The 25,579-nt window shown below is 64.9% G+C and carries 23 protein-coding genes and 2 tRNA genes; 13 read left to right on the top strand and 12 right to left on the bottom strand.

The window, feature by feature from the left end:
* The first annotated feature begins 70 nt into the window (after positions 1–70).
* Positions 71–156 (top strand) — tRNA-Leu (locus V6U71_RS07930).
* A 10-nt stretch (positions 157–166) separates the two neighbouring features.
* On the opposite strand, the gene V6U71_RS07925 is transcribed toward V6U71_RS07930, so the two are convergent.
* The 3 genes from V6U71_RS07925 to alr all read right to left on the bottom strand — a co-directional run bounded on the left by V6U71_RS07925 (position 167) and on the right by alr (position 3,372).
* Positions 167–1,165, bottom strand: coding sequence for an acyltransferase family protein (locus V6U71_RS07925; RefSeq protein ID WP_411341741.1), 999 nt, complete (start codon positions 1,163–1,165; stop codon positions 167–169).
* A complete protein-coding gene (locus V6U71_RS07920; RefSeq protein WP_411341740.1) occupies positions 1,093–2,088 on the bottom strand; it encodes a sterol desaturase family protein in 996 nt (331 codons plus the stop codon). Before V6U71_RS07920 ends, V6U71_RS07925 begins: the two co-directional genes overlap by 73 nt.
* Before the next feature lie 162 nt (positions 2,089–2,250).
* Positions 2,251–3,372, bottom strand: coding sequence for an alanine racemase (gene alr, locus V6U71_RS07915; protein ID WP_411341739.1), 1,122 nt, complete (start codon positions 3,370–3,372; stop codon positions 2,251–2,253).
* Positions 3,373–3,501: 129 nt separating this feature from the next.
* Between alr and V6U71_RS07910 the strand changes: the two genes are divergently transcribed.
* Positions 3,502–4,860, top strand: coding sequence for an alpha/beta hydrolase family protein (locus V6U71_RS07910; RefSeq protein ID WP_411341738.1), 1,359 nt, complete (start codon positions 3,502–3,504; stop codon positions 4,858–4,860).
* A 20-nt stretch (positions 4,861–4,880) separates the two neighbouring features.
* Here V6U71_RS07910 and V6U71_RS07905 read toward each other — a convergent pair whose 3' ends face one another.
* The gene (locus V6U71_RS07905) at positions 4,881–5,288 is read right to left on the bottom strand and encodes a GFA family protein (protein ID WP_411341737.1); all 408 of its coding nucleotides are present in this window, start codon (positions 5,286–5,288) and stop codon (positions 4,881–4,883) included.
* Between the two features lie 160 nt (positions 5,289–5,448).
* Here V6U71_RS07905 and V6U71_RS07900 point away from each other — a divergent pair, with 160 nt between their 5' ends.
* From V6U71_RS07900 to V6U71_RS07885, 4 genes are all read left to right on the top strand, one after another.
* Positions 5,449–6,942 carry an ABC transporter substrate-binding protein gene (locus tag V6U71_RS07900; RefSeq protein ID WP_411341736.1) on the top strand — a complete coding sequence of 498 codons (1,494 nt, stop codon included), beginning with the start codon at positions 5,449–5,451 and terminating at the stop codon, positions 6,940–6,942.
* 42 nt (positions 6,943–6,984) lie between these two features.
* Entirely contained in the window at positions 6,985–7,407 is a 423-nt protein-coding gene (locus tag V6U71_RS07895) for a DUF4112 domain-containing protein (RefSeq protein WP_411341735.1), read from the top strand.
* A gap of 90 nt (positions 7,408–7,497) precedes the next feature.
* Positions 7,498–9,648, top strand: a complete 2,151-nt coding sequence (locus V6U71_RS07890; RefSeq protein ID WP_411341734.1) for a prolyl oligopeptidase family serine peptidase — start codon at positions 7,498–7,500, stop codon at positions 9,646–9,648.
* Positions 9,649–9,718: 70 nt separating this feature from the next.
* Positions 9,719–10,252 carry a hypothetical protein gene (locus V6U71_RS07885; RefSeq protein ID WP_411341733.1) on the top strand — a complete coding sequence of 178 codons (534 nt, stop codon included), beginning with the start codon at positions 9,719–9,721 and terminating at the stop codon, positions 10,250–10,252.
* Between the two features lie 40 nt (positions 10,253–10,292).
* Here the strand turns inward: V6U71_RS07885 and V6U71_RS07880 are convergent, their stop codons facing one another.
* Together V6U71_RS07880 and V6U71_RS07875 are read right to left on the bottom strand one after the other, a co-directional pair.
* Positions 10,293–11,654: a sensor histidine kinase gene (locus V6U71_RS07880; protein WP_411341732.1), complete on the bottom strand. Its 1,362-nt coding sequence runs from the start codon at positions 11,652–11,654 to the stop codon at positions 10,293–10,295.
* On the bottom strand, positions 11,651–12,328 hold the full coding sequence (locus V6U71_RS07875; RefSeq protein ID WP_411341731.1) for a response regulator transcription factor: 678 nt from the start codon (positions 12,326–12,328) through the stop codon (positions 11,651–11,653). Before V6U71_RS07875 ends, V6U71_RS07880 begins: the two co-directional genes overlap by 4 nt.
* Before the next feature lie 140 nt (positions 12,329–12,468).
* Between V6U71_RS07875 and V6U71_RS07870 the strand changes: the two genes are divergently transcribed.
* The 5 genes from V6U71_RS07870 (at position 12,469) to V6U71_RS07850 (ending at position 16,625) form a co-directional block, all read left to right on the top strand.
* Entirely contained in the window at positions 12,469–13,194 is a 726-nt protein-coding gene (locus V6U71_RS07870; protein WP_411341730.1) for an HAD family hydrolase, read from the top strand.
* Between the two features lie 4 nt (positions 13,195–13,198).
* Positions 13,199–14,359, top strand: coding sequence for a hypothetical protein (locus V6U71_RS07865; RefSeq protein ID WP_411341729.1), 1,161 nt, complete (start codon positions 13,199–13,201; stop codon positions 14,357–14,359).
* Between the two features lie 5 nt (positions 14,360–14,364).
* Positions 14,365–15,159 carry an FkbM family methyltransferase gene (locus V6U71_RS07860; RefSeq protein WP_411341728.1) on the top strand — a complete coding sequence of 265 codons (795 nt, stop codon included), beginning with the start codon at positions 14,365–14,367 and terminating at the stop codon, positions 15,157–15,159.
* 66 nt (positions 15,160–15,225) lie between these two features.
* Positions 15,226–15,675 carry a hypothetical protein gene (locus tag V6U71_RS07855; RefSeq protein ID WP_411341727.1) on the top strand — a complete coding sequence of 150 codons (450 nt, stop codon included), beginning with the start codon at positions 15,226–15,228 and terminating at the stop codon, positions 15,673–15,675.
* Entirely contained in the window at positions 15,672–16,625 is a 954-nt protein-coding gene (locus tag V6U71_RS07850; protein WP_411341726.1) for a cation transporter, read from the top strand. Before V6U71_RS07855 ends, V6U71_RS07850 begins: the two co-directional genes overlap by 4 nt.
* Here the strand turns inward: V6U71_RS07850 and V6U71_RS07845 are convergent.
* The 4 genes from V6U71_RS07845 to V6U71_RS07830 all read right to left on the bottom strand — a co-directional run bounded on the left by V6U71_RS07845 (position 16,622) and on the right by V6U71_RS07830 (position 22,436).
* Positions 16,622–18,091: a leucyl aminopeptidase family protein gene (locus tag V6U71_RS07845; protein ID WP_411341725.1), complete on the bottom strand. Its 1,470-nt coding sequence runs from the start codon at positions 18,089–18,091 to the stop codon at positions 16,622–16,624. The two genes, V6U71_RS07850 and V6U71_RS07845, sit on opposite strands and share 4 nt — an antisense overlap.
* 40 nt (positions 18,092–18,131) lie before the next feature.
* A complete protein-coding gene (locus V6U71_RS07840) occupies positions 18,132–19,307 on the bottom strand; it encodes an alpha-hydroxy acid oxidase (protein ID WP_411341724.1) in 1,176 nt (391 codons plus the stop codon).
* 49 nt (positions 19,308–19,356) lie between these two features.
* A complete protein-coding gene (locus V6U71_RS07835) occupies positions 19,357–20,064 on the bottom strand; it encodes a helix-turn-helix domain-containing protein (RefSeq protein WP_411341723.1) in 708 nt (235 codons plus the stop codon).
* Between the two features lie 143 nt (positions 20,065–20,207).
* Positions 20,208–22,436 carry a TonB-dependent receptor gene (locus V6U71_RS07830; RefSeq protein WP_411341722.1) on the bottom strand — a complete coding sequence of 743 codons (2,229 nt, stop codon included), beginning with the start codon at positions 22,434–22,436 and terminating at the stop codon, positions 20,208–20,210.
* 308 nt (positions 22,437–22,744) lie between these two features.
* Here V6U71_RS07830 and V6U71_RS07825 point away from each other — a divergent pair, with 308 nt between their 5' ends.
* Together V6U71_RS07825 and V6U71_RS07820 are read left to right on the top strand one after the other, a co-directional pair.
* Positions 22,745–23,938, top strand: coding sequence for a serine hydrolase domain-containing protein (locus V6U71_RS07825; protein WP_411341721.1), 1,194 nt, complete (start codon positions 22,745–22,747; stop codon positions 23,936–23,938).
* 50 nt (positions 23,939–23,988) lie between these two features.
* Entirely contained in the window at positions 23,989–24,858 is an 870-nt protein-coding gene (locus V6U71_RS07820; RefSeq protein ID WP_411341720.1) for an alpha/beta hydrolase, read from the top strand.
* Positions 24,859–24,880: 22 nt separating this feature from the next.
* On the opposite strand, the gene V6U71_RS07815 is transcribed toward V6U71_RS07820, so the two are convergent.
* Both V6U71_RS07815 and V6U71_RS07810 read right to left on the bottom strand, forming a co-directional pair.
* Positions 24,881–25,411, bottom strand: a complete 531-nt coding sequence (locus tag V6U71_RS07815) for a dihydrofolate reductase family protein (RefSeq protein ID WP_411341719.1) — start codon at positions 25,409–25,411, stop codon at positions 24,881–24,883.
* Positions 25,412–25,499: 88 nt separating this feature from the next.
* Positions 25,500–25,576 (bottom strand) — tRNA-Arg (locus V6U71_RS07810).
* Between the last annotated feature and the right edge of the window lie 3 nt (positions 25,577–25,579).

Genomic DNA, 25,579 nt, shown 5'->3' with positions numbered 1-25,579 from the left:
GAAGCGGCGCGGTGAAGCGCCAAACACCGCTTGACCTCTTCACGGCCATCCGCTTGACGGGCGATGGTATGCGGACGTGGCGAAATCGGTAGACGCAGCAGACTTAAAATCTGCCGGCCTAGTGTCATGCGGGTTCAAGTCCCGCCGTCCGCACCAGATCAAGGCTTTATCGTGCAGATTGCACCGACTGGATCAACCGCCGGTCGACGACGACGCCGACGAGCAGTGCAAGCGCGATCGCCCCGCCCGCCGCTGCCAAGGGCCCGAACCCATAGAGCATCGCCATCTGGAGCACCGGAAAATGCACAGCATAGAGCGGAAAGGACAGCGCCCCGAGCAATGCCGCCGGGCGGCCCCCGAAGGGCTGCGCCCCGACAAGGATCAGAACCGGACATAACAGCAGCACAAAGGCCATATCCCATCCCAATCCGCGCGGCACGAATAACAGCACGGCGACCAGAAGCAGGGTCGCGGCCCCCGGAGGAAACCGCGAAGACAGCCGCAAGCGCCACAGCGCGACACCCAGGCAATAGGCCATCAGAACGCGCGGCATTCCGGCCCAGAAGTCGACTGATCGAAATCCGACCGTGATCGCGCCGAAATCCATGCAGTAAAGACCGAGCACGATGGCGGAAATCAGCGCGATCGCGAGCAGGGCGCGAACGCCGATCCTGCTCAGCAGCACGGCATGGACGGCGTTCGCTGCGAGTTCGAAAAAGATCGACCAGGCCGGCCGGTTCAGCAAATAGGGTTTTTCAAGCCCGAGAAAGGGCATCATCGTCAGTCCCGCCACAACGGCGAGCATCGACGGCGCATTGCCGCTGAGCACGAGAAACAGCCATCCGACGACCGTACCGGCGGCGATCGGTGCCCACAGCCGTCGATAGCGCGCCGCAAGGAATAGCCGTGCGCCGATCCGGCCGTCCTGCAGCCGCGCCTCGTAGGTCCGCGCCATCACGAAACCCGACAGCATGAAGAAGAAATCAACCGCGAGATACGCCCGCCCGAAAATCGGCATAACGCCGAACTCGGTCCAGATATGATAACCCAGAACGAGCAGCGCCGCGCAACCGCGCATCGCGTCGAGTTCGGTCAGTCGTTCCCGATCATCGGCCGGACAGGTTCGTTCGCCGATCGCAAGCGAAGCAGCGACAGACGTCGACATAGGACACTCCCCGATTCCCAAAATGGCTTCAGCAGCGCAAGGCGTAACGACGTATGGGGCTGCGCAAGCAGCGTTCCGGCTTCATCCGACAGGCCGAAATTCAACTCCTCGCGCCCGCGTGTCACGTACAGCGTGCCGAATGCCCAATCCCAAAGCGCGAAAATCTCGCCAAAATTCCTGTCACGATGCTGCGGCGCGGTGGAGTGGTGAACCTGGTGCTGCGCCGGCGAAATCAGGACATGTTCGACCAGCGGCCCATAGCTGAGCCAGATGTGGCTGTGCCGAAGATGCGCGCCGGCGATAAAATAGGCGGTCGAGACCAATGAACCGGCCAGATACACCCACGCTTCAATCTTCCCGACAAGGACGACAATCGCCAACGCCTGTACGCCGCCGATGAGTGCGGCCATGAGCACCTGCTGCACGAGATAATAAACCGGATGCGCGCGCATATAGGTCAGCGGAGTCAGCGTTTCCGCCGAATGATGGACCGCGTGAAAAGGCCAGAAGATCTCGCTCTTATGGTGCGCATAGTGACACAGGTAGCGGCCAAAATCCTCGCCCGCGATCAGCAGCACCGCGACCACCGCACCCAATAGCAGCCCGGTTTCGTGAACCGGACCTGGAAACAGCCCGCTCAGGCCATAAGCGAAGATGGGCGCCAAGGCGATCGTCGGCAGGAAACCCAGGCCGAGGAACAACATGTTGAAGATCAGAAGCTTGGCATCGACTTTGGTCGAGGCGTGACGATAGGCGTGCACGGGGAACAGGAAGGTGAACAAACCCTCGGATTTCGGCCTTGCGACCCACAACAAGGATGCAATCACAAGGGCACCCGCAAGATAGGCAGGCGAATAGACATTGGCGTTCGACGAAAAGAAGGCCTCGATTTTTGTCGCTACCCCCTCGATCCTCGCAATCATGTGATTTCTGCTTCCCTGCCCCATCCGGAGAATGGCGGTGCTCGCAGTCGCGACCACCAGCCAGTCGGACGCAGCTAAAGCAGCAACAAATGAAAATCTGGTTGCCTTGGCCCGGATTCCAGTCCCGCCGTCCGCACCAGTCAGGCGCGAAATCGCGGCCTCCTAGCCTTCCAGCGCGTCGACGTAGCGAACCGGCATTCGGTCGGAGAGCGCCATCATCACTTCGAGCGGCGAAACGCCGGTCCATTTGGCCCAGTCGTCGAGCGTGACACTGGCGTCACCCGCCGTGCCGATGATCAGCGCGGCATCGAACGGTTCGGCCGACGCGACATCGCTGGCGTCGACCATCAGATATTCCAGCGTGAAGCCCCGGACCGGAACGCGGCGTCCGCCGATGATCACCTCGGCTTGGCCATGCTTCGCCTTCGCGATGCCGTCGGCGAGCCCGATACCGAGCGTCGCGGCCAAGCCGTTGCCGCCCGCGCCATAGCCGCCGCCTTCGGCCCCCGAGCCGCCGACCTGCAGGATCGGCGCCGACAGCGACCGGATCAGCGGCCGGAGTTCGGAATGCACGCCTACTCCTGCCTCCAGCGGGCTGAGCCCGAAGAGCGCATGGCCGACGCAAACGGCGCTCGATGCATCGGGAAGGCCCGCGAGGACGCCCGAACTGCCCCAGAGCTGTGTCATCGGAATCGCGACGCCGCGCGCGCCGAGGTCGTCGATCACGGCATTGAACCGCGCGCTCCGTTCGCTCGCCCAGTTCGCGCCATCGGCCGAACCGAAGGGAAGATGCGAATAGACGCCGCGCAGGTCGATGCCGTCCCGCCGCGCGACCTGCTCGACGAAGTCTGCGGCCTCGCCGAGCGCGACCCCGAAGCGTCCGAGCCCCGCGTCGATCTTGACCCACACCGGTACCCGGCGCCCCGCCGCTGTTCCGGCCGCCGCCAGCATGTCCAGCCCGACCTCGTCGAAGATCGTCGGCTGGAAGTCATGGCGCAGCACGTCGGCGACCTGCTGCGGCTCGATGCCGCCGAAAAGCAGGATTTCCGCATCGATCCCGGCATCGCGCAGCGCAATCGCTTCGTCGACATTGCCGGTCCACAGCTTGCGCACCCCGGCATCGACCAGCGCCCGGCTCACACCCACGGCGCCGAAGCCATAGGCATTGGCCTTGATCGAGGCGATCACTTCGCGATCTTGCGAAAGTTCGCGCACAACGGCGAGGTTGTGACGGAGCGCCGAAAGGTCGACGTCCATCGCCACCGAGCGGACGGATTCCGTCATAGTCCTGCCTTTCCAGAATGTTGCGGACAAAAGCATTGCCTTCGGCCTTGGCCGTACCAGCTTTGTCGCTAGGATGCAGAATCACATCTTCTTCGCCTTACCCTCCGCATCTCTCAGGCAAGGAACGCCATGCCGATTTTCGAAAGTTCCGGACGTCCCCGCCGCACGATTGCGGGCAAATGGCTTTGCGCCTTTCTGCTCCCGGCTTCGGTGATCGCAACCCCGGCTGTAGCGGGCGAAGCCGAATGCGGCGCGGGCGTGTATCGGCTGGCGGACGGCGGCATCGTCGATATCGCAGCGGCGAACGAAGATGCGCTGCGCTGGCGCAACATCGACGGCAGCAGCGGCGAGTTGAAGCGCGACGGCGACCGCTGGACGAGCACCGCCGGCTGGACCGGCCGGCCCGATGGGTTCCAGGTGCGCTTCGATTGCGCGGCGAACCGCATGGCGTTCGGTGAACAGGATGCGCAGCGCATTGCGCTCCAGACGCGCGAAACCAGCTTCACCAGCCACGATACCCGCCTCGTCGGGCGGCTTATCCTGCCGCCGGGCGAAGGCCCGGTGCCGATCGTCGTCCTGCTTCACGGCGCCGAATTCACCTCCGCGCGCGACACGAATCCGCTGCAGCGGATGCTGCCCGCCGCCGGAGTCGGCGCGTTCGTTTACGACAAGCGCGGCACCGGAGCGTCGGGCGACAAATATACGCAGGTCTTTTCGACGCTCGCCGACGATGCCGTCGCGGCGCTCGCCGAGGCGCGGCGCATGGCGGGCACCCGCGGCACACGCTTCGGCTTTCAGGGCCCGAGCCAGGGCGGCTGGATCGCGCCGCTCGCGGCGACGCGCACGAATGTCGATTTCCTGATCGTCAGCTTCGGGCTGGCGGTATCGGTCGCCGACGAGGATCGCGAGGCGATCGCCTTCCAGATGGGGCTGAAGGGTTATGGTCCCGACGTGATCGCGAAAGCGCAGGAAATCGGCGCCGCGACGACGCGCATTTTCGCCAGCGGCATGCGCGAGGGGATCGAGGAGCTCGACGCCGTCCGGGACCGCTACCGGAACGAGCCGTGGTACAAGGATGTCTACGGCAATTTCACCCATATCATCCTCGGCATGACCGCCGAGGAAATTCGGACCAAGGGGCAAGCCTATCGCTTCGGAACGCCGCTCCATTACGACCCGATGCCGACGCTTCGCGCGGTCAACGTACCGCAGCTCTGGGCGATCGGCGGCATGGACATCGACGCCCCGGCCGGCGAAACCGCCCGGCGCATCAAGACGCTGATCGCCGACGGCCAGCCGATCACCCTCGCCGTCTTTCCCAAGGCCGAACATGGCATGACCGAGTTCGAGGCCAAAGACGACGGATCGCGCGTGTCGACCCGCTATACGCCGGGCTATTTCCGCCTGCTGATCGACTATGCCAAGGGAGACAAGCTCGCCGCGGCCTATGGCGATGCCGAAATCACGCGTCCGCTTGCCCCGCAATAGCGCGGATCAAAGGTGCCGGATTAAAGATGCCGGATTTCGGCGGGCGGGTTCCACCAATTGTCGTGGAGCCCGTCGCAATAGGTCACCGGCGCCGCGAGCAACTCCTCGACCGGCAGGTCGTCGAGCGCCGCAATGCGCACCCCGACATAATCGCCGCCCATCGCGTCGATGCGGCCATGGCCGTGCGTTGCGGTCCCGCAATGGCGGCAAAAGCGATGATGCGTTTCGAACCCTTCGCCGCTCCGCGCATAGTCGCCCAGATCTTCCTCGCCCTTCAGCAGGCGAAACTGGTCCGGCTTCATCGTCGCGACGTTCCAGTTGCGCTGTTTCCAGCAATAGGTGCAATTGCATTTGCTGCTGCCTTCGAAATCCATGTCGGCCTCGAAGGCGACGCGGCCGCAGTGGCAGCTTCCGTGATAGGTCTTCATCGGCGATCCTTTGCTGGCGAAAAAGCGAACGACGGTTCGACCGTTAGACGTCGCGGTGGACGATATTCCTTGAGCGGCCGCGATGTCCCTTCCGGTTTTGCCGCTTATCATTATGATGGCGCCGATGCCGCCGGAAAGAGACAGTCACCCCACCGCAGCAATGATCGCACGACGTCGCGGCCGCCTGACCGCTGCCGCGACCCTGTTCGCTCTCACGCTGACCAGTTGCGGCCTTTTCGGCGATCGCGGCCCGGTGAAAATCGCCGCGATCGGGCCGCTGAGCGCGGCCGCCAATCCGGTCAACGGCGAATTGTCCGCCGGCAATGCCGCGCTGCTCGATGCGACATCGCAGGGCCTCGTCAGCTATGACGGCGAAGGGCAGATCGATACCGGTCTTGCCGATCGCTGGACGGTCACCGGCGACGGGCGCAGCTATATCTTCCGCCTCCGCGAAGCCAAATGGGCCGACGGCCGCAAGGTGGCCGCCGAAGAGGTCGCGGCCATCCTGCGTTCCTATCTCGCGGCGCGCAGCCGCCACATGCTCAAGGACGATTTCCCGGAGATCGAGACGATCCGGGCGATGACCGACACGGTCATCGAAATCCGGCTGAAGGTGCCCCAGCCGGCGATGCTCGAACTGCTGGCCCAACCGTCGATGGCGATCGTCAGCAAGGGCAAGGGCTGGGGTCCGATGCGGCCGCACCGGATCGGCCGCGCGGTCCTGCTTTCGCCCGTCCCCGACCCGCTCGCCGAGGATCCGGAGGAAGCGGAAGCTGCCGCCAACGATCCCGCCGCGTCGATCGAACTCGTCGGCACCTCGCCCGAGGGCGCGCTGGCGCGGTTCAAAAACGGCTATGCCGACGGCGTCGTCGGTGGCCGCTTTTCGACCCTCCCCTATTTCGTCGCCTCGAACATCGGGCGCTCGCGCCTCGTCGTCGACCCCGTGCCCGGGCTTTTCGGCCTGACCTTTCTCCACGCGGACGGCTTCCTGACCACCGACGTCAACCGCGAAGCGCTGTCGCGGGCGATCCGGCGCGACCGGCTGGTGGAAGCGTTCGGCCTCGCCGAATGGCAACCGCAGGTGACGTTGCGCCCCGCGCTCTATGCCCGCGATGGCGGGCCGGCGCCGCTCGTCCCCGGCTGGAACGACTATGACGACGCCTCGCGCCTCATTCAGGCGAAGCGGGTCGTCGATGCGTGGCGCGGTGCGGGACGCGAAATTGCGCCGCTGCGCATCGCGCTTCCCGATTCGCCCGGCGGACGAATCCTCTTTGCCTATATCGCCGCCGATTTTGCGCGGCTGGGGATCGAAAGCCGCCGCGTCGGTCTCGATGCCGCCGCCGATCTCAAGCTGATCGACGAAGTGATGCCCAACGACGATGCGCTGTGGGGCCTCCGCCGCCTGTCGTGCCGCCGCGACACGCTGTGCAACCGCGAGGCGCAGGACCTGATCGATCAGGCGACCGCGAACATCGATTTCGGCCAGCGCGCGCAGCAGGTCGGCGAGGCCGAGGCCGTCCTTGCCCGCTATACGCCGTTCATTCCGCTTGCGACGCCGCTCCGCTGGTCGGTCGCGTCGCAGCGGCTGACGGGCCTCCGCGCCAACGGCCGCGCACAGCACCCATTGAATCATCTGATCGCGAAACCCAACTAAATGCATGGCGCACAGTTTCGTGCGCTTCCTGAAAGGACCCGGATGGCCCCTTCGCCCCCCAATCCCGACGCGATCTTCGATGCCCTGATCCAGAACCGCAACGATCCGGCGGCGCTCCGCAAGCGCGTCGAGACGCTGGAACTGCTGCTCGAACGCAGCTTCGTCATCCCCGGCATCAACCGCCCGGTCGGGCTCGACGCGATCGTCGGTCTTGTCCCCGTCGTCGGCGATGTGATCACGGCGATCATGGGCGCCTATCTGATCTGGGAAGCGCGCAACCTCGGCATGTCCAAATGGCAGATCTGGCGCATGGCGGGCAATCTCGGCATCGATACGGCGCTGGGCGCGATCCCGCTCGTCGGCGACGCCTTCGACTTCCTGTTCCGTTCGAACACGCGCAACCTCAAGATCATCAAGCGCCACCTCGACAAGCACCATCCGGGCACGATCATCATCGACCAGTAAGGTCCGGATCGCGCAGCCCTTCCCTTCCCCCGCGTCGCGGTGCTAGCACGCGGGGACAGGTCGGCGGATGCCGGTAACAGGGAGATGACGATGATCCGCGCCGCGCTTGCCGGGCTGGCCCTTTGCTGTTCGTTTTCGGCAATCGCCGCAGCGCAGGACGACGAGGAAGAGGCGCCGAAGGTCGCCGCGCCCGAGCCCGCCGATCCCTATCGCTGGCTTGAGGATATCGAGGGCAAGAAGCCGCTCGACTGGGTGCGCAAGCAGAATGAGGCGACCGACAAGGCGATCCGGTCGCGCCCGGGCTTCGAGGCCGACCGTCAGCGCGCTCGCGCCATTCTCGACGACGACCGCCAGATCGCGATGCCCGGCGAGATGATGGGCGACATGATCACCAATTTCTGGCGCGATGCCGCCAACCCGCGCGGGCTGTGGCGGCAAAGCCCGCTCGACGCGTATCTCGCCGGCAAGCCGGTATGGCAGACGCTGATCGATGTCGATGCGCTCGGCAAGGTCGAGAAACAAAGCTGGGTCTGGCACGGCGCCGACTGCCTCGCTCCCGCCTACACGCGCTGCCTCGTCTCGCTGAGCCCCGGCGGCACCGACGCCGATATCGTCCGCGAATGGGATCGCACGACGGGCAAGTTCGTCAAGGACGGCTTCAGCCTGCCGCTCGCCAAGAGCAGCGTCACCTGGGAAGATGCCGACAACCTGCTCGTCGCGACCGATTTCGGCGAAGGCAGCATGACCACCTCGGGCTATCCGCGGATGGTCAAGCGCTGGAAGCGCGGCACGCCGGTTTCCGCGGCGCAAACGGTGGTCGAAGGCGAGGCCGCCGATGTCGGGATGACCGTGGGCGCGGAGATGGACGGCGACAAGCGCTGGCCGATCATCAGCCGCGCGAAAAGCTTCTACACGACCGAATTTTATATCCCCAAGCCCTATGAGGGCGGCGAATATATCGACACGATCATCCCCGAAACCGCGGAGCTGCGCGCGGTGATCGACGGGCAGGCGATCATCTTCCTCAACGACAAGGAATTCGACTATCCGGCGGGCTCGCTCCTCGCGCTGCCGCTCGACGAGATGTCGCGCGGCGACCAGGTGCCTTTCATCCCCGTGATGCAGCCGACCGCATCGCAGGCAATCGAGGATGTCGCGGCGGGCGATGACGTGCTGTGGGTGAAAGCGCTCGACGACGTCGAGGGCAAATTGTTCGCGCTGCGCCGCGACCAGCCCTATGGCCGCTGGAGCCAGAAGGAAGTGCCGCTCGCCGCCAATGCGACGGTGCAGATCACAGGCACCGTCGGCAAACGCAACCTCGTCCTCGCCACCGCCGAGACGATGCTCCAGCCGCCGACACTCTACGCCGTCGGCGAAACCGGCGCGCCGCAAACGATCCAGAGCCTGCCCGCCCAGTTCGACGCTGCCGGTATGACGGTCGAAAAGCGCTTTGCGACCTCGAAGGACGGCACCAAAATCCCCTATTTCCTCGTCCGCAAAAAGGGCAGCGAAGGTGCGCCCGTCCCGGCGCTGATCCATGCCTATGGCGGTTTCAAGGCCGCACAAACCCCCGGTTACCTGACCGGCCAGCCCTATCGCGCCGGCCCGCTCGGGCTGTTCTGGGTCGAGGACGGTAATGCCTATGTCCTCGCCAATATCCGGGGCGGCGGCGAATATGGCCCGCTGTGGCATCAGGCCGCGTTGTATGAGAAGCGCCAGAACAGCTTCGACGACTTGCACGCCGTCGCCGAGGATCTCGTCGCGACCGGGGTGAGCACGAAGGGCAAGATCGCGATCTCGGGCCGCTCGAACGGCGGCGTCCTCGTCGGCGCTGCCATGGAACAGCGTCCCGACCTGTATGGCGCTGTCATATCGGGATCGCCCCTCAAGGACATGCGCCGCTTCAACAAGCTGCTCGCCGGCGCATCGTGGATGGACGAATATGGCGACCCGGACGACGCCGCGGACTGGGCCTTCATCTCCAAATATTCGCCGTACCAGAATATCCGCAAGGGCGTGAAATACCCGCCGATCTTCCTCTATCTCTCGACCAAGGACGACCGCGTCCACCCCGGCCATGCCCGCAAGTTCGCCGCGCAACTGATGGAATATGGCAATCCCGTCTATTACCACGAATATACCGAAGGCGGCCATTCGGTCGGCGCCGACCATGCCGAGGACGCGGTGCGTGCCGCGATGCTGCACGGGTTTTTGCTGAAGGAACTGGTGGAGGGGAAATAGGGAGGTCGGGTAGCGACCGATTGCGGGCATTGCCGGATTTGCTTAGGGAGATACGAGACGGGAGGAAAACGTGAAACGCGCCAACCCCTTATATGCCGTCTTTGCAGCTCTCACGGTAGCTATCGGCATCACGCTTTCCGCCGTGATTGGAACGGCCGCTCTCCAAAGCCATCCCGAAGAGTCTCAGGGCGTAATGATTGACGTTAAACCATGGCCTGAGGCCACGCACGTCCGGGTGTTCGTGAAGGATATCTCATACGACGAGTTTGAGAGAACCGGAAAAAACATGTCCAATCCAGAAGGCGTCCTGCTGAGTGCAACACAACGCGCTATCTTGGACAAGTCCGTGCACCTTTATCGGATGACGCCGAATGAGCTTGAGAACAACGCGGTAGCGGGTTGCTTTATCCCCCACCATTTCTTCCGCTACTATGATGCGCGAGGACGGCAGCTTGGTGAGCTGGCAGTCTGTTACTGCTGCATGGGAATCGAGTTTTCCCCTGCTCTGAAGTCGCTTGAATCCGACGAAGAGTGGCGCTTTGATTTTCCGGCGGTGAAGAAGATGCTCGATGAAATGCGCATCCCCACTAACGTGAACTGCTAACCCGCAGCCGGCGCTTTGTCCGCTTCCCACCCCAAAGCAGTCAGAAAGTCAGAACCACCTTCGTCCCCGGCCCCGCGTCGTCGATCTCCATCCTGCCCTTGTGCAGCGCGACGATCGCCGCGACGAGGGCGAGGCCCAGACCGGTTCCTGGCTGCGCAGCCGTGTCGGGCACCCGGAAAAAGCGCTCTTTCACCCGCTCGCGATATTCGGGCGCGATGCCGGGGCCGGTGTCGCCGATCTCGATCCGCACCATGCCGTCGCGCTTCTCGGCTCGTACCCTGATCGTCCCGCCGGCGGCGCCATATTTGCTCGCATTGTCGAGCAGGTTCGACACCGCCTGGAACAGGAGGTTGCGGTCGGCCGCCATCGCCAGCCCGGGCGCGATATTGCTTTCGATCCGCTGGCCGCGCTCTTCTGCATCGGGCAAGTGAAATTCGACCGCGTCGGTCAGCAGCGTCGTCAGGTCGACGGGTTTCACCCCGGCGAGATGCCGCCCGCTCTCGATCCGCGCGATGCGCAGCAAGGCATCGAAAATCGCCTGCAGCCGCCCGGCTTCGGTCAGCGCCTGCCCCGCCAGCCGCTGCCTTTCGTCGTCGCTATTCGCCATGCGCAGCTCATCGAGATCGGCATGGAGACGCGCGAGCGGCGTCCGCAATTCGTGCGCGACATTGTCCGACACGCGGCGCACCGACTCCACCGATTCCTCGATCCGCCCGAGCATCAGGTTGAGCGTTTCGGACAATTCGTCGAAATCGTCGCCGGTGCCGCGCAGCGGGATGCGTTCGGTCAGGCTGCCCGCCATTACGCGCCGCGCGGTACGCGTCACCATGTCGATGCGCCGCCCGACCGCGGCGCTCATCGCGAGGCTGCCCCCTATCGCCAGCAGAGCGGCAAGAACAATCAGCCACGCCGAACCTAAGGAGAAGAGTTCGTCACGGTCGTCGATATCTTCGACATCGCGCCCGATAATCAGCCGCGCGCCATCGTCGAGCCGCTTCTCGACGGCCAGTGCGGTATAATCCTCCTCTTGGCCATGAACCGAAAGATCGGCGTCGAGCAAAGCCCAATCACCGATCTCTTCGCGGGGCCAGCTAGGCAGATTGGCCATCACCGTCTTGCCATCGGCGTCAATCAACGCGTCGAGCGCCCGTCGCGGACCCGTATCACGACGCAGGATAAGTGCGCGAACCAGCGCGTCACGGCCACCCCCGCGATCAATTGCGGCGAAGTCGCCAGCTTCGATCCGGACTTTCCGCGCTTCCTGAAGAAAAGGGCGATATATTCCGACCCAGTAGACAGCGCCAAAGAGCACCGCAATCGACGTCAGGAACAGCGCGACGTAGATCAGCCCCAGCCGCAAGGTCAGGCTGCGCCAGACACGGCCGCGGCGCGGCGCGGTCATGGCGCGGCCCGCATGATGTAGCCGGTGCCGCGCACCGTATAGATCAGCGGCCGCTCGAAGCCCCGGTCGACCTTTTGCCGCAAGCGGCTGACGTGCTGGTCGATGATGTTCGTCTGCGGGTCGAAATGATAATCCCACACATGTTCGAGCAGCATCGAGCGGGTGACGACGCGCCCCTCGTTGCGCGCCAGATAGGCGAGGATGCGAAATTCGCGCGAGGTCAAATCGACCGGCTTGCCGCCGCGCCGCACGGCTTGCCCGAGCAGGTCGATCTCGAGGTCGCCGATGACCAGCTTTGTTTCCGCTACGATCGCAGGGCCGCGACGGCTCAGCACGTCGATCCGCGCGAGCAGTTCGGACATGGCGAAGGGCTTGGTCAGATAATCGTCGCCGCCGGCGCGCAGGCCCGCGACGCGCTCGTCAACTTCGGCGAGGGCGCTCAGGATCAGCACCGGCGTCGTATCGCCCGTGGCACGGATCGTCTGGACGATCGTCAGTCCATCGACATGCGGCAGCATGCGGTCGACAACGATCAGGTCATAGGTCTCGGCCGCCGCGCGCAGCAGCCCCGCCCGCCCGTCGCCCTCGACGTCGACGAGATGCCCGGCCGCCTTCAGCCCCTTGCCGATATGCTCGGCGACGCGCGCGTCATCCTCGATCACCAATATATGCATCTTCCGACCGATACCGCCGGAACGCGGGCGCCGCCATCTCTTCCGGCGCGCCAGTTCGAACATGTCGAAAATCAAATCTTTCTTCCATCGGCGCGGAAGGTGCCGCTGCCACTGTCGCCGCCGCAGAAAAGGAGCGGGTCGTGGCACAGGTACAAAGGAAGCGCGTCGTCGCGCAGGCGCCGCTGCCGCAACGCGCGTTGCTGTCGGTGTTCGACCTCGACCGGACGCTGTCGATCCTGCCGACCTATACACCGTTCCTCTTCTTCGCCGCGCGGACGCGCGCGCCCTGGCGCCTGCTACTCGTACCGTTGCTGTTCCCCGTCGCGCTCCTCTATGCGCTGAAGCTCGTCCCGCGCCGGACAATGAAGCAGGCGATGCACTGGATCGCGCTCGGCAGCGCCCTGCCCGAGCGCGACGCGGCGCGGATCGCCGACCGCTTTGCCCGCCATCTGGTCGAGCGCGGTCTCTATGGCGAAGGGCTGGCGCTGATCGAGGCCGAGCGCCAGGCCGGACGCCGCGTCGTCCTCGCGACCGCGGCGCCGCATTTCTACACTGCTGCCCTCGCGCGCCGGCTCGGCATCGCCGACGTCATCGCGAGCGCGTCGAGCTGGCAGGATGGCTGCCTCGTCCCCGCGATCGACGGCGCCAATTGCTACGGCGCCGAGAAGCGCCAGCGGCTCGAGGCCTTTATGGCGAGCGTCGGGATCGCTCGCGACGCGGCACATATCCGCTTCTGGTCCGATCACGTCTCCGACCTGCCGGTTTTCGAACTGTGCGACGAGCCGTGCGCGGTCAATCCGTCGCCGAAGCTGCGCGCCGTTGCCGCCGAACGCGGCTGGCCGATCCTCGACTGGCGGAAAGGCTGATCCGGTGCGCATCGGTTTCCTTTTCAACCACCATGGCGGCCATCAGGTCGCGCACGCCCTGCCCGTCGCGTTCGAGCTGCAGCGGCAGAATCCGGAGGCCGAGGTCAGCATCCTCGTGTCCGAGGGTTGCGAGGTCGAAGTCCGCCGCCTCGCCGCAGCGCAGGCGGTCAGAAATGCCATTCCCGACATCATCCGCCTCCGCCCACCGTCGGCGCTCGCCAGCGCGGCGAACCGGGCGACCGGGCGCGCGATTCCGGCCGACATCGTCTCGATCCTCCATCGCAATCTCGACCGCTTTCGTGCGCTCGACGCGCTCGTCGTTCCAGAAAAGACGTCGCTGCTGCTCAAATCGCTGTTTGGGCTCAAGTCGCTGCGCCTCGTCCACACGCGCCACGGAGCAGGCGACCGCGCGATCGGCTTCGACAAGGCGAGCGGCAAGTTCGATCTTGTCCTGCTGTCGGGCGAGAAGATCCGCGACCGGCTCGCGCAGGCCGAACTGCTCAAGGAGGACGGCCACGCGATCGTCGGCTATCCGAAATTCGACCTGCCGCCGCGCTCCGCCGGCCCACGCCTGTTCCCGAAGGAACGGCCGACGGTGGTCTATAATCCGCACCCCTCGCCTGCGCTTTCATCCTGGTATGCCATGGGCCCGCAAATCCTCGACTGGTTTGCCAAGGATGATCGCTATAACCTTATTTTTGCGCCGCATATCATGCTGTTCAAGAAACGGCTGACCGCCTCGCTGTCGCCCTTTGCGCTGGGCTGGAACTATGGCCCGCGTCCCGACCATTATGAACATGACCATCTGCTGATCGACACCGGCAGCGCCGCCAGCCTCGACATGACCTATACCGACGCCGCCGATGTCTACATCGGCGACGCGAGCAGCCAGGTTTACGAATTCATCCGCCGGCCGCGACCCTGCATCTTCCTCAATCCGCGCCGCATCGCGTGGCAGGGAAACCCCGATTTCGCGCACTGGCGCGCGGGTACCGTGGTCGAAACGATGGACGAACTCGCCGCCGCGCTGGCCGAGGTGCCGCGCCTGTCGGCAGCGATGCACGAACGACAGGAGGACATGTTCCGCTACAGCTTCGATCTCAACGGCCGCCCCTCATCCGAACGCGCGGCAGAGGCGATCCTTGCCTATATGGCGCGCCAGTAACCGCCATGCCGTACAGCCAGTCGGCCCCCACGCGCATCGGCGCCTTCCTCGACTATGGCGTGAAAAAGACGCTCCACAAATGGATCGCGCGAGGCCTTTCGGCGCTGCCGCTGCCACGCCCCGACGACGTCGTGACGTCACGCTACGGCGTCCGCATGCGCGCCAACTGGCAGGATCGCACCTTTCAATATTGCCGTTATGGGACCTATGGCCATGTTCTTTCGGACTATCTCGCCGCGCAGGACGCGCCTTTTGCCTTCGCCGACATCGGCGCCAATCAGGGTCTCTACAGCCTGCTGGCCGCGCAGAACCCGCATTGCGCAACCGCGATCGCGTTCGAGCCGGTCGCCGCAACCTTCGCGCTGCTTCAGGACAATATCGCCCTCAACGACGCGAAAGCACGAATCAGGCCCGTCCACGCCGCAGTCTCGCTCCACTCGGGAATAGCGACGATCGCCACCAACGGCACGCACAGCGGCACCGCCAGCCTGCGCGATGCTGGTGCCTGCACCGGCCCCGGGACCGAAGATATTCATATCCTCGGTATTACCGGGGTCGACACGCTGCTTCCCACCGAGCTGCCGCTGATCGTCAAAATCGACGTCGAAGGGCATGAGGAAACCGTGGTCGAGGCGCTGGCAGCGTCGGCGCATCGCGACCGCCTGAGCGCCGTCTTCTATGAAATCGACGAGCGCTGGACCGATGCGGCCGCCATCGAGGCGCGGCTGCGAGGCATCGGCTTCACCCGCTTCGACCGCTTTGGCATCGGCCGCCATTACGACGTCCTCGCCCGGCGCTGAGAACGGAACCCTCCTCTCTTCCGGGGCGTATTGGCAGCGTGGGGGCCCATGCGAGGAGACAGGGCCTTGTCCCGTGGTAAAGCGGCCGCTGCGATAGCAATCGCCCTGCTGCTCAGCGGCTGCGACAGCTTCCCCCGCGACCCCGCGAACAGCCTCGATAAAATCCGCGCCAGCGGCACCATCCGCGTCGGCACCGAACAGGATTTGCCGCCCGAAGCGCGGAAGCTTGTGGAACAGGTCGAAACGGCGACAGGGGCAAAGGCCGAACTGCGGCGCGGCGCGCTCGAGCCATTGCTGGACAAGCTTGAAACCGGCGAAATCGACCTCGTCGTCGCGCCGTTCACGAAGAAGACGCCGTGGGCGACCATGAGCGCGCTTTCGCCGCCCTTCCGCACCGAGCGACAGGGCGAGCAGACCGTCGAATGGCGCGCCGCGATGCGCAGCGGCGAGAACCGCTGGATCATGCTTGTCGAGACCAGCGCGCGAAAGGTTGCGCGCGGCAAGGCGACCCCATGAGCATCCATCCGGGCACCCACGCCGACGACCTGCCACCGCATTTGCGCGAGACGCTGAAGCGCGCCGAACGGCTCGAATATTGGAACATCTTCTGGACGATCACCATCGTCATCGTGATGGGGCTCGTCCTCGGCCAGAGCCAGACGATGAAGACCGCGTGGATCGAGGATACGCTCGGCCTCGTGCCGCCGATCGCCTTCCTCGTCGCGGCGCGGATGGAGCGCAAGGGCAAGCGGTCGCGCAAATTCCCCTTCGGCTTCGAACGGGTCAACGGCCTCGGCTTTTTCCTCGCCGCGGTCGCGCTCGCGGCGACAGGAGCGCTGCTCCTGTGGGATTCGACGATGACGCTGATCAAGGCCGAACATGCCTCGGTCGGATCGGTGCAATTGTTCGGCCGCGACATCTGGCTCGGCTGGTTGATGATCGGCGCGCAGGTCTATGCGATGATCCCGCCGATGATCATCGGGCGCAAGGAACTGCCGCTGGCGGAAGAACTGGCGGACAAATTGCTCCACACCGACGCGCTGATGAACAAGGCGAACTGGATGACCGGGGCTGCCGGCGTCGCCGGGATCATCGGGCTCGGGCTCGGCTGGTGGTGGGCGGACTCGGTCGCGGCGGCGGTCATCTCGTTCGACATCCTCCACGACGGGATGAAGGCGATCCGCTCGTCGACCGCCGAGCTGGTCGACGGCACCCCGCGCGCGCTGGCGAGCGCCGAGATATCGAAGGAAGCCGAAGCGCTCGAAGCGGCGCTCAAACAGCGCTACCCCGATGCGACGATCCGGCTGCGCGAGACGGGACGGCTGATCCGCGCCGAAGTGCACGGCTGCCTCCCCGACGAACCTTTCGACGTGAACGGTCATTGGCCGGGGAAGACCGAACGAAACTGGCGCCTCGCGCAGATCAGCTTCGTTCCGGCATCGGCAACCGATGCCGGCGACGTTTAACCCTTGTCTGCTACCGCGAGATCGGCCCAGCGGTCGAGCAGCGCGACGCCGAAGCCCGTCGCGCCCGGGCCGCACCGCGAGCTTCGCCGCGTCGCCCAGCCGGTGCCCGCGATGTCGAGGTGCGCCCAGCGGCGGCCGTCGGCGAATTTCTCGATGAACTTGGCGCCCGCGACGGGCGATCCGCCGCCGACACCGAACCAGCCCGGCGCACCGAGGTTCGAGACGTCGGCCACCGGCGATTCGACCAGATAGGCCATCGACGCGACCAGCGGCAGGCGCCAGAGCAACTCGTGCGTCGCAGCACCCGCCCCGGTTAGGCTGGCGGCCAGCGCATCGTCGCTGGTGAACAGCCCGGCAAAATCCTCGTGCAGCACGCCCATGATCGCGCCGGTCAGCGTCGCGACGTCGACGATCACCCCGGGGTCATATTCGCGGATGGCATAGGTCACGCCGTCGGCGAGCACGATGCGCCCCTCGGCATCGGTGTCCTGGACGTCGATCGTCAGGCCCGCCAGCGAGGTGATGACATCGCCGGGGCGATAGGATTTGCCGTCGATATTATTCTCGCACATCGGGACCACGGCGACGATATTGACCGGCGCCTTGCGCAAAGCCAGCCGCTCGATCGCGCCGAGCACCGCCGCGCCGCCCGCCATGTCGAACTTCATCTTGGCGATGCCGGGCCGGGCCTTGAGATTGAGGCCGCCGGCGTCGAAGGTCAGCCCCTTGCCGACGAAGGCCGCATCCCAGCCCTCGCGGTCGGGCGCCCCACGCCATTCGGCGATCGTCAGGCGCGGCTCGTTGGAGCTCCCCGCCGCGACCGCAAGAATGCCACCGGCGCCAAGCGCTTCGAGCTCGGCAAGATCGAGCTGGCGAACCCGGACACCGAGCGGCACAAGCGCGGCTTCGGCCTCGTCGGCAAATACTGCGGGCGTCAGCCTGTTCGCCGGCTGCTCGACCCACGCACGGGCGCGGTTGACCGGGTCGGCCCGCAGCCGCGCCTCCTCGGCGAGCGGGGCATCGTCCTGCGCAATCGACAGCGTCGATGCGAATTGACCGGGCACCGGATTGCTGCGCCCCTGATCGAGGCGGAAGCCGTGCAGCAGCACGCCCTCGATGAGGTCGGCAAACGCTTCCCCGATCCCGAGTTCCGCCGCCGACGGCAGCCGTGCCGCGACGAGCGCCAAGGCGCGGATCGCCTCGACGGCATGGCCGCCAGCATTGCGCCAGCGATCTTCGCTGTCGTTCGCGCCCGCCGCAATGACGACGATCCGGCTGCCCGCGTCACCCTCGCCGACGATATCGAGCCAGCGGCCGGGCTTGGGATCGAAGCCGGTCGCTTTGACGACCGCGCGGATGCGATCCTGCGCCGCGGCGGGCGCGTATAGTGCCTCTCCTGCCGCGAAGGCTAACATCGGCGCATCGTCGCCGCCGGATTTGATCTCGATGCTGGTCCAGCTTGTCATGGCAAAATCCTGTTCCGGGTTGAGTATCAGGGAAATTCGTTCAGCAGCCGGGCTTCGACCGGAATTGCGAGAGATGATCGACGTCGGCGGCGGTGATGTCGGCGATCCGCGTCCGTCCCATCAACCCCAGGTCGCGTTCGATCTCGCTGCGGAATATCGACAGGATACGCGCGACCCCCGCCTCGCCGCCCGCCGCGAGCCCGTAAAGATAGGGGCGCCCGATCGAACAACCGTTGGCGCCGAGCGCAATCGCCTTCAGCACATCGGTGCCGCGGCGCACCCCGCCATCGACGATCAATTCGGCCCTTTCGCCGATCCGGTCGCGGATCGCCGGCAGATAGTCGAGCGGCGCGCCCGCGGTGTCGAGCTGACGGCCGCCGTGGTTCGACACCATGACCGCATCGACGCCGCAGTCGACGGCTTCCAGACAATCGCCGGGCATGATCGCGCCCTTGATCACCAGTTTGCCGGACCATTGGCTGCGCAGCCATTCGACATCTTTCCACGTCGCCGTCCGGTCGAACTGCGCGTTGACATAATCGATGACGCTGGTGCCCGCGCTGCCGATATCGCCGACATGGTCGATGACATTGGCGAGCTGGAACGACCGGTTCTTGAGCGCGCCGAGCGACCAGCGCGGATGCCCCGCGAAACTCATCAGGCTGCCGAGCGTGAAGCGCGGCGGCATGATCATCCCGCTCTTGAGGTCGCGCTCGCGGTTCCCCGCCATCGCCGTGTCGACGGTCAGGCACAGCGCGCCATAGCCATGCGCCGCGGCGCGTTCGAGGAGCGCGCGGGTAAGCTCGCGGTCGCGAAACAGGTAGAGCTGGAAATAGCGATTCGCGCCGGTAGCCGCGATCGTCTCGATCGACGTCGTCGCCATCGTCGACAGGCCATAGGGCACGCCCGCCGCAGCCGCCGCGCGCGCGACCGCGGTTTCGCCCGACGCGTGGAAGAGCTGCGACATGCCGGTCGGCGACAGCATCAGCGGCATCGCGGCCCGGAAGCCGAGCATGTCGGTGCCCGGATCGATGTCACTGACATCGACGAGCGTCCGCTGCGCCAGCACCCAGTCGCCGAACGCCGCGCGATTGCGCGCCAGCGTCCATTCGTCGTCGGCGCCGCCCTCCAGATAGTCGCGGATCGGCCGCGGCAGGGCGCGGCCGGCCAGCGCCCGGACATCGGCGACGTTAAAGGCTTTCGAAAGACCCGCCATAGCGATCAGCGCTCCCCGCCCGAACGGCAACGACGCGCCGGTTCGCCGGCTATTTGGCGGCCGCGACCATATCGTTGCCCTGCGGATCGACGACCCGCATCGACCGGCGGTCCGCCGTACCGGCGGCGAGCGGTTCCATGCGCGGGCAGAGGATGGCGAGCAGGCGGCACGGGCCGCTGCCGACCCGGACATGCGCATGCTTCATCTCGGCATCGAAATAGATGCTCGACCCTGCCGTGAGGCGAACCGGTGCGTATATCTCCGTGTGGAACTCCATCTCGCCTTCGAGGACGTAATTGAATTCCTCGCCGCTGTGCTGGGTGAAGGGGCCATAGTCGGCGACATCCTCGATCAGCAGTTCGGCGACCACCGGCTGGAAGCGCTTCTGCAGCATGTCCGAGGCGTGGAACCATTCGAGATAGGTCCCGGCGTCGACCATCGTCCCGTCCTCGGGCCGCGTGATGCTGCGCCGCATGCCATAGGCCGGCGACTGAGACATAGAAATCGCCATCGGCGCCGCGGTCCCGAGAAATTCGGCGAAATCCGCCTGCAACGCGCGGCTGATGCTGTCGAGCCGTTCGAAACTGGTCGAAATCTTGCCATTCTCGATCTTCGACATCGTCGAAAGCGCAACGCCGATCCGTTCGGCGAGTTCGGCCAGCGATAGTCCGGCCGCCTGCCGCCGTTCGCGGATCGCCGCCCCGACCCGCAACCGGCTGCTTGCCAACTCCGCCTTGCGTCCCGTCTTCTCGCGCATCGTCCCTCGAAAATCCTTTCCGTGCGCGCATCGTCCCGCGATGCGGCGACCCGACATGGCCAAGGACGGCCTCTTTGTGCAAGCAGAAAGGGCGGTCTGCCACCTCGCTGACGATACCCGAAGACACGGACGCGCGCCTTCGATCAATATTTGAACGTGACGGCGACACCCATTGTCCGCGGGCGCTGGACGATGATCTCGTTGATCCCGTTCGCGCCGCTACCGCTGAGCTGAGCGCGCTTGTCGGTCAGGTTACGGACGAACAGGCTGATGTCGACACGCTCGCTTTCGACGCCGGCACGGACGTCGAACAGCGCATAACCGGGCATCAGGTAAAAGGGATTGATGAGGCTCGACCGCAGGGAAGTATAGCGTTTGCCGACGAACTTCGCGGTCCCGCCGACTACGGCCTGCCAGTCGCCACCGATCGGCGTGCGATAATCGAGCGCCAGCGAGCCGCTCCATTTCGCGCTGTTCGGCAACGGATCGCCCACCCCCAGCGAAGCCGCCGCAAGCGGATCGACGCTGGTGATCTTGCCGTCGTTGTAAGCGATCGTCCCCGCCAGCGTCAGCCCATCGACGGGGCGGAGCGAAAGCGATCCTTCGACCCCGTAGACGCGCGCATTACCGCCATTGGCATAGGCGTTGAGGCCGCCGCTGCTGACCTGGATGAGAATATCCTTCCAGCGCATGTAGAAGGCCGACAGGTCGATCGTGCCCTTGCCGTCCCAGAATTTGGTTTTCAGACCGCCTTCGAAATTCTCGGTCGAGTCCGATTTGAAGCTCGGCGGCAGGCCGGGAACCGCAAAATTCGGGCCACCCGGGCGGAAACCCGTCGCATAGCGGGCATAGAGCATCCCGTCGGGCGAGAAATGATAACGCGCCGTGAGCAGATAGGTCTTGACCGTTTCCGACCCGCGCGTCGTTCCGGTATCGGCGGGAACGGGATCGAGGCCCAGGAAGCCGAGGAAGTTGTTGAACGCGGCTGCATCGCTGCCGTAAAATGTCTGGTTATAGGCTTGGCTGATCCGGCCGATCCGGAGGCCACCGGTCAGGTCGAAGGCTTCGCCGAACTTGTAGGTCAGGTTACCGAAGCCGGCAATTTCCTTATAGGTGTCGTTGACGCCGAAACCGATGGCCGGCGCCAGCGTCGGCACCTCCTGGAAATCCGGATCGAAACCGACGACGTTCGTCGAGGTCCGTGCCTTTTCATAAGTATAGAAAGCGCCGAGGACATATTGCAGCGGACCGTCATCGGACGAGGCAAGGCGCAATTCCTGCGAGAATTTCTTGACCGGTCCTTTGGCGTCGGCGCCCGCGGCCGTACCCGCGGGAACCGGAACACCTCCGAACGCGGTGAAAACGGGTAGCTGCGCGTTGAAGGTCAGCGCGTTGAGGACGATGTAGGTATCGATCTTCTGATAGCTGCTGACCGATGTCAGGTTGGCGAACCCCAGATCATAATCGATCGTGCCGATGAGAACGTCGGAGTTTTTGCGATATTTGCTGTAAAGTTGCTGGTCATAGTGAAGGTCGGTGAGCGGCTTCCGGTCGGCACCATAGACGACATAATCCTGTCCGAGCTGGTTCACCTGCTGGTGAAAGCCGACGATGTTGATGCTGAGTTCGGGGGTCGGCTCGAAGCGCAGCGACCCGTTGATCCCCCAGTTGCGCTGGCGGTTGAAGTCGTTGATCCCAGCGACGCTGTTGTCGATGAAGCCCGACGGGCGGTCGATATAGCCCGATACGCGCAGGCCGAGCATATCCTGGACGACCGGTGCGCTCGCCGCGGCGCGGAACGAATAGCTGGTGCCGCCGTGCTGGGTACCGCTGAGTTCGCCGCGGGCAATCGCGGTAACCCGATCGAGGTTCGGCCGGGCGAAGGTATAGGACACAAGCCCGCCGAGGGTGTTCGCGCCGTAAAGCGTGCCCTGCGGGCCCTTCAGCACTTCGACGCGCTCGAGATCGATCGGATCGAGGTCGGTCGAATTGGCACCGCCGAGATTGAAGGATGAGCTGGGGCCGACCGGGGCACCATCGACGACGATCCCGACGATGGCGCCCAGATTGGTGCCGGTGGTCAAGCCGCGGATGACCGGCGCGCCGCCGCCACCCGTCTGGCTGACCTGCACGCCGGGGGTCAGCGCCAGATAATCCTTGAGACTGGTGTAGCCGCTGTCGAGCAGGTCGCTGCCGCGGAAAGCGGTGATCGCGCTCGGCACGTCGAGCTGACGTTCGGGCCGCTTGTTGGCGGTGACGATAATGTCGCCGCTTTGATCGCTCGCGCTGTCGGCAGGAGCCGCTTCCTGCGCCCAAACGCTCGTCGGCATCGCCGCCGCCACGAGGAACATCGCCATCATCCGATTTTTCATAATCCGTCCCCATCCCGACGCCGCCGCTCGGCGCTTTCCTAATTTCCTAAATGGAAACTCATTTTCTCAAATCTGTCAATCCATCTTTTCCAGAGCGCGCTTCAAACCGACGAAAGGCAATCGGCATATCAACCTCAGGCCCCTTCAATTCGCTGAATTATCGCGACTATTGGCCACCCTTCGACAAATCGCTTGACCGAGACGACTTTCCATACTTTCCTAATAGGAAATATCGTAAGCAACCGGCGAAGGATCTTCGAGTCGCAATTGCGGCGGGGGACAGGCCGGAGCAAACCGGGAGAGACAGGATGGCAGCATATCGTTTCGGCACGGCAAGCGCCGCCGAAGCAGGCTTTTCGGCGAGCGTGCTCGCCGAACTCGATACCTATTTCGATACGATGGTCGCGAACGGCGAATTGCCGGGACAGGTGATGCTGCTCGCCCGCGGCGACACGATCGTTCACGCCCATGTCACCGGTTTCGCCGATTGCCGCGACCGTCGCCCGCTGCACGCCGATTCGATCTTCACGCTGTTTTCGATGAGCAAGCCGCTGGCGGCCGTCGCGATGCTGCTCCTTTACGAGGAGGGCAAGTGGCGGTTCGACGACAGCGTTGCCGATTATCTTCCCGAATTTGCCGAAATCGCAGCGCTTCCCGGCAGCAACGCCACCCGTCCACCGACGATCCGCGAACTGTTCACCCACAGCGCCGGTTTCAGCCTCGGCAAGACCGTCGAGGAGATGCAGGAAAAGCTGGCGAAGCTGAGATGGCATGACGCCCGCTCGCTTACCGAGCAAATCGGCCGCTATGCGTCCTTGCCGCTCGGATACGAGCCCGGCACGGCGTGGGAGTATAGCGTCGCCACCGACCTTCAGGCCGAGATCGTCGAACGGCTGAGCGGCGAGCGGTACGACCTGTTCCTCAAGAAGCGCGTCTTCGACCCGCTCGGCATGTACGATACGGGCTTCACGCTCGATTACGACCAGGCGCGCCGGCTGGTGTGCGGCCATGTCTTCGACCCCGAAACCGGCCGGCTGCGCACCGCCACCTCCGAAGAGCGGATGGAATCGATCTTTCCGATGGGTGGCACGTCGTTCAAATCGACCGCCGGCGACTATGCCCGCTTCGCCCGCATGCTGCTCCAGCGCGGCAGTCTGGGCGAGGTACAAATCCTGAAACCCGAGAGCGTCGACCTGATGCTGTCGAACCACCTGCCGGAAGACCTGCTCGAAAATCGCTATCCGATCCTCCATTATGTGATCGGTCAGGGCAATGGCCACGGCCTCAACGGCATGGTCTGCGTCGATCCGGCCCGCGCCGGCCGGCCGGTGGGCAAGGGCACCTATGAGTGGGGCGGCGCGTTCGGCACATGGTTCTGGATCGATCCCGAGAACGATATCCTGTGCATCGGCATGACGCATCGCCAGCGCATCGCGACCGACATGCGCCCGCCCGAAGTGGTCGCACAGCAACTCATCTATCGCGCGCTGCGCGAAGCCTGACCGACTTTCGTCCCGAAACCATCAACCTCAGCAAAAAAAGGCAATCAGCGATGAGCTTCTCCATTCAGGCCCCGATCGACCAGTTCGAACTGCCGCACCCCGGCGGCACCGGCACCTTCAAGATCAGCGTGTCGCGCGTCGCCAATCCGCCGGCGGACGGCAAGGTGCCGGTATTGTTCGTCCTCGACGCCGACATCGGCTTCGCGCTCGCGGCCGAGGTTGCCCGCCTTCGCGGTACCGTCGGCACGCTGCCGACCGCGATGATCGTCGGCGTCGGCTATGGCGCCGAATATACCGAATTCGCCAAGCTGCGCACCGCCGACCTGACGCCGCCGCTGAGCGAGGCGGGCCGCGCCGCGCTGGGCGGCATGACCGGCATGATCGGTGACAAGGACGGCGGCGCCGAAGCCTTCCTGGCCTTCCTCGTCGACACACTCGCTCCCGAAATCGAGCGTCGCTATCCCGAAGCGTCGGCGACCGACCGCATCCTCTACGGCCATTCGCTCGGCGGCCTGTTCACCGCCTATGCTCTGCTCACCCGCCCCGACGCATTCGCAACCTTCCTTGCCGGCAGTCCGTCGCTCTGGTGGGACGGCTTCGCGGTGCTGGGCCACCTTCCTGCTTTCGCCGGACGGCTGGCCGGGGTCGAGCGCCAGCCGCGCGTTCTGGTCAGCGTCGGCGGGCAGGAGCAGGAAGCGCCGTCAAAGGTTCCCGCCGGGCTGGAAATGACGATCGAACAGATGCAGGCGATGGTCGCGGCCTGCCGGATGGTCGATGCGGTCCCCGAATTCGTCGCGGCGCTGCGCGAGGCCGGCCTTGCCGACGCGGACAGCTATATTTTCGATGGCGAGGACCATGGCAGCGTCATTCCCGCCGCGATGATGCGCGGCCTGCGCTTCGCAGTTCCCGATCCCGCCTGAGCAGCGACAAATCCCGCGTGGATCAGGCCGGGACGTAAGCCAGCCTGATCACGTCGCCGCCGATCCGCTCGTGCGTCACGAGACGGAGCGGCGGCCGGGGCCCCGCGAAATAGGGCCGGCCCCGCCCCAGCACGACCGGGTGCAGATATATCCGGTATTCGTCGATGAGACCGAGTTCGGTAAGGCTCTGCGCGATCCCCGGACCGGCGACTTCGATTTCCCCATCGCGATCGACTTTGAGCGCCCGGATCGCCCCCTCCAGATCGTTGCCGATCAGCGTCGCGTTGGGACCGACCTCCGTCAGCGTGCGCGAGGCGACCCATTTGTGCTGCTTGCGCCATGCCGCGGCGAAAGCGCGTTCATCCGGTCCCCATTCGGGATGCTCATCGTCCCAATAGCGCATGATGTCATACATGGTGCGGCCATAGATGCTGCCCGCCTGCCCTTCCGCTTCCGCGATGAAATGACGGAAGAGCACCCGGTCCGGCGCGAACTCCATATGGTCGACATAGCCGTCGAGCGACTGGTTCATTCCGAACACGATCCTGGCCATATCCACATCCTTTCGACAGGACGGCCATGTTCGCGAAACCGGCTGCGGAGCGCAATCGGCTTTCGGCATAACGACGATATGAAGGGAATGGCGCACCCGGAACGATTCGAACGTCCGACCCTCAGATTCGTAGTCTGATGCTCTATCCAGCTGAGCTACGGGTGCGTG

Origin of the sequence: Sphingopyxis sp. J-6, from assembly GCF_046603995.1 — a bacterium.
GTDB lineage: Bacteria > Pseudomonadota > Alphaproteobacteria > Sphingomonadales > Sphingomonadaceae > Sphingopyxis.
Note: the sequence above shows the minus strand (reverse complement) of the source record. Positions and strands in the feature narration are given on the sequence as shown.

Excerpts from the sequence above, each read along its gene's own strand:
- V6U71_RS07895 (WP_411341735.1), top strand. The coding sequence starts at position 6,985 with ATGGCCCCTTCGCCCCCCAATCCCGACGCGATCTTCGATGCCCTGATC.
- V6U71_RS07830 (WP_411341722.1), bottom strand. The coding sequence starts at position 22,436 with ATGAAAAATCGGATGATGGCGATGTTCCTCGTGGCGGCGGCGATGCCG.
- V6U71_RS07905 (WP_411341737.1), bottom strand. The coding sequence starts at position 5,288 with ATGAAGACCTATCACGGAAGCTGCCACTGCGGCCGCGTCGCCTTCGAG.
- V6U71_RS07840 (WP_411341724.1), bottom strand. The coding sequence starts at position 19,307 with ATGGCGGGTCTTTCGAAAGCCTTTAACGTCGCCGATGTCCGGGCGCTG.
- V6U71_RS07815 (WP_411341719.1), bottom strand. The coding sequence starts at position 25,411 with ATGGCCAGGATCGTGTTCGGAATGAACCAGTCGCTCGACGGCTATGTC.
- V6U71_RS07850 (WP_411341726.1), top strand. The coding sequence starts at position 15,672 with ATGAGCATCCATCCGGGCACCCACGCCGACGACCTGCCACCGCATTTG.
- V6U71_RS07825 (WP_411341721.1), top strand. The coding sequence starts at position 22,745 with ATGGCAGCATATCGTTTCGGCACGGCAAGCGCCGCCGAAGCAGGCTTT.
- V6U71_RS07835 (WP_411341723.1), bottom strand. The coding sequence starts at position 20,064 with ATGCGCGAGAAGACGGGACGCAAGGCGGAGTTGGCAAGCAGCCGGTTG.
- V6U71_RS07875 (WP_411341731.1), bottom strand. The coding sequence starts at position 12,328 with ATGCATATATTGGTGATCGAGGATGACGCGCGCGTCGCCGAGCATATC.
- V6U71_RS07910 (WP_411341738.1), top strand. The coding sequence starts at position 3,502 with ATGCCGATTTTCGAAAGTTCCGGACGTCCCCGCCGCACGATTGCGGGC.
- V6U71_RS07860 (WP_411341728.1), top strand. The coding sequence starts at position 14,365 with ATGCCGTACAGCCAGTCGGCCCCCACGCGCATCGGCGCCTTCCTCGAC.
- V6U71_RS07880 (WP_411341732.1), bottom strand. The coding sequence starts at position 11,654 with ATGACCGCGCCGCGCCGCGGCCGTGTCTGGCGCAGCCTGACCTTGCGG.
- V6U71_RS07820 (WP_411341720.1), top strand. The coding sequence starts at position 23,989 with ATGAGCTTCTCCATTCAGGCCCCGATCGACCAGTTCGAACTGCCGCAC.
- V6U71_RS07890 (WP_411341734.1), top strand. The coding sequence starts at position 7,498 with ATGATCCGCGCCGCGCTTGCCGGGCTGGCCCTTTGCTGTTCGTTTTCG.
- V6U71_RS07900 (WP_411341736.1), top strand. The coding sequence starts at position 5,449 with ATGATCGCACGACGTCGCGGCCGCCTGACCGCTGCCGCGACCCTGTTC.
- V6U71_RS07920 (WP_411341740.1), bottom strand. The coding sequence starts at position 2,088 with ATGATTGCGAGGATCGAGGGGGTAGCGACAAAAATCGAGGCCTTCTTT.
- alr (WP_411341739.1), bottom strand. The coding sequence starts at position 3,372 with ATGACGGAATCCGTCCGCTCGGTGGCGATGGACGTCGACCTTTCGGCG.
- V6U71_RS07845 (WP_411341725.1), bottom strand. The coding sequence starts at position 18,091 with ATGACAAGCTGGACCAGCATCGAGATCAAATCCGGCGGCGACGATGCG.
- V6U71_RS07925 (WP_411341741.1), bottom strand. The coding sequence starts at position 1,165 with ATGTCGACGTCTGTCGCTGCTTCGCTTGCGATCGGCGAACGAACCTGT.